Source organism: Mesorhizobium sp. M2A.F.Ca.ET.039.01.1.1, from assembly GCF_003998035.1.
GTDB lineage: Bacteria > Pseudomonadota > Alphaproteobacteria > Rhizobiales > Rhizobiaceae > Mesorhizobium.
In genome coordinates this window covers 1-7,316 of record NZ_RZRY01000303.1, presented here as the reverse complement: position 1 = coordinate 7,316, position 7,316 = coordinate 1, and the positions used below count along the sequence as shown (strand labels likewise).

Genomic DNA, 7,316 nt, shown 5'->3' with positions numbered 1-7,316 from the left:
GGGCACGCTTGGCGCGCCATCGGCCGCCAGACCGGAGATCGACCAGGCCCGGCCGGAGTTCGAGGCGCTCGCCCGCCATATCGGCCGGCTCGCCGACGCGCTCGCGATCAAGGCGGGGAACGCGCCGCCGGGTATCCCCGCCGACATGCGGATGCCCGGCCCGCCGATGGATGGCGGCAGCCTGCTCGGCAAGCGCCCGGGCGCGGCTGAAGCCGATCCGGCCAGGATGCCGGCGGAACATCTCCTGCACCTCATCCTGCAGGACTGCACGAGCTGCCATTCGAAGTTCCGGCAAAAGCAACAGTAAACGCGGTCACCGACACGCGCTTTTCCGCACAATCAAATCAGTTTGTGCTAATATGCTGAGGCCATGCTCATCCGTGCATGACAGGTTTAGGGAGGATGCGATGAAGACGATGAATCGCAGGTCTGCAATCGCGCTCGGCGTGTCGGCCGCAACGGTTGCTCCCCTGTTCGCAACGGCAACATTTGCGAAAACCAAGAAGTACGGTGCGAACGAAGGCAAGGAGATTGCGCCGGGCGTCAGAGTGGTCGAGGTCGGCCCCGGCAACTCCGACATTCCCGCCTATAAGAGCATCTCGATTGTTGACGTGGTGTTTCAGCCCGGAGCGCACGCTCCTCAAAGTGTGATGGATAACGACATGGTATGCACCATTACTTCCGGCGCATTCACCATCAAGAAGGCGGACAAGGAGTTCAAGCTCAAGGTCGGTGACATGTACACCTGCTCCAAAGGCAAGACCGACGAGGCGACGAATACCAGCAAGGAAGTCGGCGTGCATCGCATCGCCGTCCTTGTGCCCGCGTAAAGGATAGAGCGACCCAGCTCTTTGATAGAGCCCCCGAACTTCAACGGAAGGCCTTGGCGATTTGCCAAGGCCGGCCCGCAGGGACATATCGCGGCCGCCCTGGCCGTGCGGCTTTGCTATGGCGAGAATTCACGGCTGGATGCCTGCGCCATGAGTTCTTTAGGCTAGAGGCCGAGGGTCGCGGCCGCCACCGGCAGGTACCGGCCGGTCTTGGCAACGGTGACGATGGCGATAAAGCTCCATAGGGGCTCGCGCAGCACGCCGGCCATCACCGTCAGCGGATCGCCGATAAATGGAGCCCAGCTCAGCAGCAGGCTCCATCGTCCGTAACGGTGATAGCGCGCCGCCGCGCGGTCGAGCGCGGCAGGCTTTGCCGGAAACCATTTGCGGTCGCCGAAGCGATCGATGCCGCGGCCCAGCAGCCAGTTGACCACCGAACCAAGCACGTTGCCGATCGTCGCGACCAGAACCAGCGCGGCCGGCGAATGGGTCCCGGCCAGGAGAAAGCCGACCAGCGCTGCTTCCGATTGCAGCGGCAGGATGGTCGCGGCGGCGAAGGCGGTCAGGAAAAGTCCGCCGAAAGCGGCAAGGTCACCAAGCATTGCCGTCCGTCAGTTCGCCTCTCGCCATTTCGGATCCTGACTATCGACGGCTTGGGTCATGGCGACCGTCGCCCAGCTCCCGGCGCGTATCACGAAAGTGACGCGCTCGCTCCCCTATATGCTAGGCTTATGTCGTCAAAACAGGGTCATCGTTATGGATGCCAGCGAATTGCAGGCCATAGGCGACACGCTGATGCGCCTCGTCACCCCCGATATGAAGCCGAAAGACCTGCTCAAGGCGGTGCGCAAGGAGCATCCCGACGCCAGGAAGAAGGACATCGCCCGCGCCGCCTTCCATGCCATCATCGCCAATGCCGACCAGGATCCCGGCAAATCGCGCAACCTCCAGGCTTTCGCGCTTGCCGAGCGCACCCAGCAATCGGAATAAATTGCCGCGAATTGTAGCATTGGGCTTGCTGGAAACTTAATAAGCGACTTCTAATTTATGGCTCCGCCGGCAACTGGCCCCAACCGGTACTAAGCCCATGACCAAAAACCTCGGCAATGCCAAACCCAGCGCTCCAGCCAAGGAGATAAGCGCCTCGCTGTTCAGCAGGGCGGCGCCGGCGCTGTTTCCGCTGGTGGTCGCGGCGCTCGGCTATCTTTTCGGCCAGCATTATTTCGGCTTTTGACGCGCGGCCGGCTTCAGGTGGTTTACAGCCTGATTGTGATTGGTCCGTCTCGGCCCCTGCGCTTGCAGCTTTGGTCCTAGGGCCTAGGTCGTTCTTGCCCTCGCATGGGCGCGAGCGCATCCTTTCCTGCAGCCGGCGGCCTCGCAAACTCCGGTCAGGCCCGGCCGCCGAACCCAGTATCACCCCCCAAGGCAGCCGGGCCGCCCATCGCTCCCCACCACTCCGTGAGTTATTGTAGTCTTTGCTCGACGGGGCGACGTAGGCGCCATAGTCGTTTTTATCCGTCAGATTTCAAAAATCTACTGAGTATCGGCGAGTGCCTTCGCACTAAATGTCGATCAGCTCCGCTTTCGGCAACTTAAGGCGCTCTAGATCGTATTGGGTCTAGGCACCAGATACTTGGGCCGAAGGCAGGAGCCGTATGATAACAAGCGAGCCAGACAGTGTGCGTGTGAAAACCGTCAATGGCCAATGGATCGTGCGCATCGTCGACGGTGGCAGGCTGACGCAGCAAGTGTTCGACATTCACGAGCAGGCCGAGAGCTTCGCCGAGGAGGAGCGGCTGCGATTGGGGCTCCCCGGGGAGCCACCGGCCGAGGAGCCGGCGGGGCCGCCGCGGAGCGGACAGGCTGGCTGAGATCGTCGACGCTCATGGCCAACTGTGAAAATGCGAGACAAATCGGCGGACGGCACGCGGGTGTTGCATTTGCCTTCGACGCACTGGCCACGCAACGCCGCTCGCTGACCCAAGCGTTTGAACACAGGTCGCCGGCGGAGCGCGGTGTTCCGACTCCGCTATCCCATATGTTGCGCCCTGAGCGTCTCCTTCATCCGCTCGAGCGCCGGCTCGCCGCCGGTCGCGAGGTCATCGGCGATTCGGGCAAGCTTGTCGTCGGCCTTGCGGTGTTTGCTGCCCCAGGCGCCTAGCGTCGCCAGCACCGGCAACAGGTCGATGCCGGCCTCTGTCAGCCGGTAGATCGCCTTCAGGCCATGGCTGGGGTCGTCGCTTCGCGTGAGGATGCCTTCGTCCTGCAGCGTCTGCAGCCGCTCGGCCAGCGTGCGCGACGAGATGCCTTCGTCGGACTGCAGGAATTCGCGAAAATGCCGTTTCCCGGCGAAAGCCAGGTCGCGGATGATGAGCAGTGTCCAGCGGTCGCCGAGCAATTCGAGCGAGAGGCTGATCGGGCAGCCAGACCGTCCCTTGGTCGCCATCAACATACTTCCATTTGTAAATCAATTTACTATTGACACCATTGCCGCTTTGCGTCAAACGGTTCCAAAAGTAAATCATTGGCGAGGAGAATGAGCATGAGGAAGCTGATCCTTCAGATGCAAATGTCGGTCGACGGCTTTGTCGGCTCCGATGAGGATCGTCGCTGGCAGCTTTGGGAATGGGGCGACGACAGCGACTGGGACGAGGAGTTGAAGCAGGATTTCAATGCCGTCTTCACGACCGTCGGCACCATCCTGTTGAGCCGCAAGATGGTGGAAGAGGGCTACCTTGCCCATTGGGGCAATGCGGCCAAGAAATATCCGAAGGATCGCTTCTATGCTTTCGCGCAGCGTATCGTCGAGGCTGAGAAGGTCGTCGCGAGCGACAAGCTTGCAGCGTCGCGCTGGGAACGGACATGGGTCGTAAGCGGCGACCTGCCGCGCGAGGTCGACGCGCTGAAGCAGGGCGAGGGCGGCGACATCGCCGTGTTCGGCGGCGCCGGCTTCGCCTCGGCGCTGATCGCCGCCGGCCTGGTCGACGAGTTCCAGCTCTTCATCAATCCGGCGGTGCTGGGGAAAGGCCGCCGCATCTTCGACAAAAGCGGGTTCGCCAGGCTGACGCTCCTCGGCTCGAAGTCCTATGCCTGCGGCATGGTGGTGAGCCGCTACGCGCTCGCGCAATGAGAAGCGGCAACCGAGCCCGCACCGCCTTGAATCAATCTCGCGGCGCGCCTTTCTGACTGGCCCCCAGCCTCAGTGCCCCGCCTGGTCGGCGTCGGTCAGCGTGCCGAGGAAGGCGACGATGTCGTCGATCTCGGCATCGGTCAGCGCCGGCTTGTCGCCGGGCTTTCTGCCGTTGAACGGCGGGTCGGTGTTGAGGTTCGGCCAGTAAGCTCTTGGCAGATCGTCGAATTTGTCGACCGTGCCGTCGGCATTCTTCGGGTACCAGCGCGCCGGATCGCTGTCGCGGCTGGAATAGAAGGCGACCGCGTCGCGCAGCGTGTGGAAATAACCATTGTGGAAGAAGCTTTTGCGCAAGGCCACGTTGCGCAGCGTCGGCGTCTCGAACAGGCCGCAATACTCGGCGCGGCCCTTGAAGTCGGTGCGCAGCGGGCCACACAGGCCGAGGTCGAAGTAATCAGGATCGGAATTGGCGGGGATCGCCGGATTGCGCGGCACGGCAATCGCGATCAGGCCGTAGTCGGTGAACTGCGGCGGCTCGCCGTCATTGGCGGGCTCGCTCAAATGGCAGCTCGCGCAATTGCCCTTCGCCTCGTCCTCGAACAGCATCCGGCCGCGCAATTCCTGCGCCGAGAGCTGCGCCTTGCCGGCGAGGAAGGCGTCATAGCGGCTGGAATAGGGATAGAAATCGGCGCTGCTCTGCTCGAAGGTGCCGAGCGCTTCCACCGCGGCATCAAAAGCGTCCTGCGGATGGTCGAAGACATCGGCGCCGAAGGCGGCCTTGAAGGCGTCGGCATAGGGCGCCTTGCGCAGGCTGGCGGCCACCTGGGCCTCGTCCTTGTTGCCCATCTCGAAGGGCGACAGCAGCGGGATTCTCGCCTGGTCCTTGCCGTGGTCGGCGCGGCCGTCCCAGGTCAGGCCGCCGGTCGGGCCGTTGTCGACGCTCTCGTCGCCTTCGTCCTCGGAGTCGTAGAAATGCTCGCTGAAGGCTGGCGCTGCCTGCAAATAGCGCAGCGACGGCACGGCGCGCACGCCGGGCTGGTCGAGCCTGGCTCCGCCCATCTCGACCGGCGAGGCCGAGGCCGGTCCGAAGGCGTGATTGGGATCGTGGCAGGACGAGCAGGCCTGCTTGCCGGAAGCAGAGAGCGAAAGGTCGAAGAACATCTGCCGTCCGAGCGCCGTCGGCGCGTCGACGCGGGCATAAGCTTCCCGGCGCGACATCGGGCCAGGATGGACGCCCAATGGCTCCGCGGTATTGGCGGGTGCGGTCAAGCCGACGATCGAAGCTGCCAGCAGGGCGATCGCGTGATTTTTCCGTCTCATCTGCGCGGCGACATCCCTGATTTCCTTCGCGACGTAAGGTTCAAGTGCAACGGATTGATGACTGGCCGTCCCGCTCACGAAACCGTGTTTGACGGGGACGGAACTGTCACAAAGGTGACAAGGCATCGAAGTAGCTGGGCATTGATGCATCTGCGTTCCTGCATTGCCGTCCTCCAGCCATTCCCCAGCCACGAGGCATCCTTCAATGACCCGGTCCCTTCTCTCCCTTTGCCTCGCCACCACGGCGCTGGCATCGCTCTCCGCCGCTGCCCACGCGGCTCCCCCCGGCTACGACAAGATCGACACCGTCGTCGTCATCTACGCCGAGAACCGCAGCTTCGATAACCTCTATGGCGGCTTCCCCGGTGCCAACGGCTTGGCGAATGTGTCGCCCGGCCAGGCGCGCCAGCTCGACCGTGACGGCAAGCTGCTTTCCGAGTTGCCGCCGGCCTGGGGCGGGCTGACCGGCAAGGGCGTCACGCCGGCGGTGACGGAAGCGCAGAGCGCGCATCTCGCCAACGCGACATTCGCCATCGACGATCCCAACGGCTTCAACGAGGGCACCAACGTCGTCACGCATGACCTCTGGCACCGCTTCTACCAGGAGCAGATGCAGATCGACGGCGGCAAGAACGACAAGTTCGTCGCCTGGGCCGATTCCGGCTCGCTGGTAATGGGCCATTACGACGGCTCCAACCTGCCGATGTGGGCGATCGCCAAGAAGTACGTTCTGGCCGACAATTTCTTCCAAGGCGCCTTCGGCGGCTCCTTCCTCAACCACTTCATGCTCGCCTGCGCCTGCGTGCCCTACTATCCGAATGCCGACACCAGCCCGGTGAAGGGCCAGATCGCCGTCGTCGAGCCGGATGGCGTGACGCTGAAGCCGGCCGACAATTCACCGGCCTCCGCACTCGGCGGCGTGCCGAAATTCGCCAATGACGGCGCAATCACTCCAGACTTTTATGCCGTCAACACCATGCAGCCGCCCTACCAGCCGAGCGCCAACAAGCCGGCCGAAGGCGGCGACAAGGCGCTCGCCGATCCGGCTGCGCCGACCACGCTGCCGCCGCAGCACGAGATCACCGTCGGCGATCTCCTGTCGCTGAAGGGCGTTTCCTGGGCGTGGTATTCAGGCGCCTGGCAGGTGGCGCTCGACGGCAAGAACGCGACGCCCGTGCCGAACTTCCAGTTCCATCACCAGCCCTACAACTATTTCGCGGCTTACGCGCCGGGCACAGCCGCGCGCGCCGAGCACATCAAGGATGGCGGCCTCGGCGGCGAAGAGTTCATCAAGGCGATCGACGACGGCAAGCTGCCGCAGGTCTCCTTCTACAAGCCGCAGGGCAACCTCAACGAACATGCCGGCTATGCCGACGTGACCTCGGGCGACCAGCATCTGGCCGACATCGTTTCGCATCTGGAGAAGAGCCCGCGATGGGCGCATATGCTGGTGGTCGTCACCTATGACGAGAATGGCGGCTTCTGGGATCACGTCGCGCCGCCCAAGGCCGACCGCTGGGGCCCGGGCAACCGCGTCCCGGCCTTCATCATCTCGCCCTATGCGAAGATGGGCATGGTCGACCACACGCAGTACGACACCACCTCGATCCTGCGCTTCATCACCAACCGCTACGAGCTGCCGGTGCTGCAAGGCATCGTCGCCCGCGACAAGGCGCTGCGCAACGACGACCAGCCGCCGATGGGCGATCTGACGGCGGCGCTGGATCTGACGAAGTAGCGTTTTCCTCGCCCCGCCAAAGGCGGGGAGAGGTGTCCGCGAAGCGGACGGAGAGGGGGCCTTCGTAGGGCGCCCACGCTGCCTTTTAGGCGCCGGCGCCGCCCCTCATCCGCCCTTCGGGCACCTTCTCCCCATGAACGGGGAGAAGGCGAGGACGCGACGCCCGCGAAAAGTGTCCAGCGGATAGATGGGTAACACTTTGAACCGGATACATAGGTAACAGTTTTCTCTCCCTATGATGCGGTCGCCGCAGCGCCAAGCGGTCGGCTTGGCGCGGCGCTGCGGCGAACCAGTTTCA

Annotated in this window: 9 protein-coding genes and 1 pseudogene; 7 read left to right on the top strand and 3 right to left on the bottom strand. The window is 63.6% G+C overall.

Translation table 11 applies throughout. The features are described 5' to 3' along the window. Together EOA24_RS21560 and EOA24_RS21555 are read left to right on the top strand one after the other, a co-directional pair. Nucleotides 1-307, top strand: a pseudogene (locus tag EOA24_RS21560) (cytochrome c); the annotation flags it as partial. A 100-nt stretch (nucleotides 308-407) separates the two neighbouring features. Further along, nucleotides 408-830 (top strand): hypothetical protein, encoded by a 423-nt coding sequence (locus tag EOA24_RS21555; RefSeq protein WP_127410047.1) that lies wholly within the window; start codon nucleotides 408-410, stop codon nucleotides 828-830. Between the two features lie 164 nt (nucleotides 831-994). Here EOA24_RS21555 and EOA24_RS21550 read toward each other — a convergent pair whose 3' ends face one another. Further along, the gene (locus EOA24_RS21550) at nucleotides 995-1,432 is read right to left on the bottom strand and encodes a YqaA family protein (protein ID WP_126078135.1); all 438 of its coding nucleotides are present in this window, start codon (nucleotides 1,430-1,432) and stop codon (nucleotides 995-997) included. A 58-nt stretch (nucleotides 1,433-1,490) separates the two neighbouring features. Between EOA24_RS21550 and EOA24_RS21545 the strand changes: the two genes are divergently transcribed. The 3 genes from EOA24_RS21545 to EOA24_RS21540 all read left to right on the top strand — a co-directional run bounded on the left by EOA24_RS21545 (nucleotide 1,491) and on the right by EOA24_RS21540 (nucleotide 2,701). Next, nucleotides 1,491-1,820, top strand: coding sequence for a hypothetical protein (locus EOA24_RS21545; RefSeq protein WP_348526565.1), 330 nt, complete (start codon nucleotides 1,491-1,493; stop codon nucleotides 1,818-1,820). A 97-nt stretch (nucleotides 1,821-1,917) separates the two neighbouring features. Continuing rightward, the gene (locus EOA24_RS41750) at nucleotides 1,918-2,064 is read left to right on the top strand and encodes a hypothetical protein (RefSeq protein WP_189342223.1); all 147 of its coding nucleotides are present in this window, start codon (nucleotides 1,918-1,920) and stop codon (nucleotides 2,062-2,064) included. A 451-nt stretch (nucleotides 2,065-2,515) separates the two neighbouring features. Beyond that, nucleotides 2,516-2,701: a hypothetical protein gene (locus EOA24_RS21540; RefSeq protein ID WP_245467142.1), complete on the top strand. Its 186-nt coding sequence runs from the start codon at nucleotides 2,516-2,518 to the stop codon at nucleotides 2,699-2,701. Between the two features lie 158 nt (nucleotides 2,702-2,859). Here the strand turns inward: EOA24_RS21540 and EOA24_RS21535 are convergent, their stop codons facing one another. Beyond that, entirely contained in the window at nucleotides 2,860-3,276 is a 417-nt protein-coding gene (locus EOA24_RS21535) for a helix-turn-helix domain-containing protein (RefSeq protein ID WP_126078132.1), read from the bottom strand. Between the two features lie 96 nt (nucleotides 3,277-3,372). Between EOA24_RS21535 and EOA24_RS21530 the strand changes: the two genes are divergently transcribed. Then, on the top strand, nucleotides 3,373-3,960 hold the full coding sequence (locus EOA24_RS21530) for a dihydrofolate reductase family protein (RefSeq protein WP_126078131.1): 588 nt from the start codon (nucleotides 3,373-3,375) through the stop codon (nucleotides 3,958-3,960). A gap of 69 nt (nucleotides 3,961-4,029) precedes the next feature. Here EOA24_RS21530 and EOA24_RS21525 read toward each other — a convergent pair whose 3' ends face one another. Next, nucleotides 4,030-5,280 carry a cytochrome-c peroxidase gene (locus EOA24_RS21525; RefSeq protein WP_127410046.1) on the bottom strand — a complete coding sequence of 417 codons (1,251 nt, stop codon included), beginning with the start codon at nucleotides 5,278-5,280 and terminating at the stop codon, nucleotides 4,030-4,032. A gap of 205 nt (nucleotides 5,281-5,485) precedes the next feature. Here EOA24_RS21525 and EOA24_RS21520 point away from each other — a divergent pair, with 205 nt between their 5' ends. Further along, the gene (locus EOA24_RS21520; protein ID WP_126078129.1) at nucleotides 5,486-7,018 is read left to right on the top strand and encodes an acid phosphatase; all 1,533 of its coding nucleotides are present in this window, start codon (nucleotides 5,486-5,488) and stop codon (nucleotides 7,016-7,018) included. The last annotated feature ends 298 nt before the right edge of the window (nucleotides 7,019-7,316 follow it).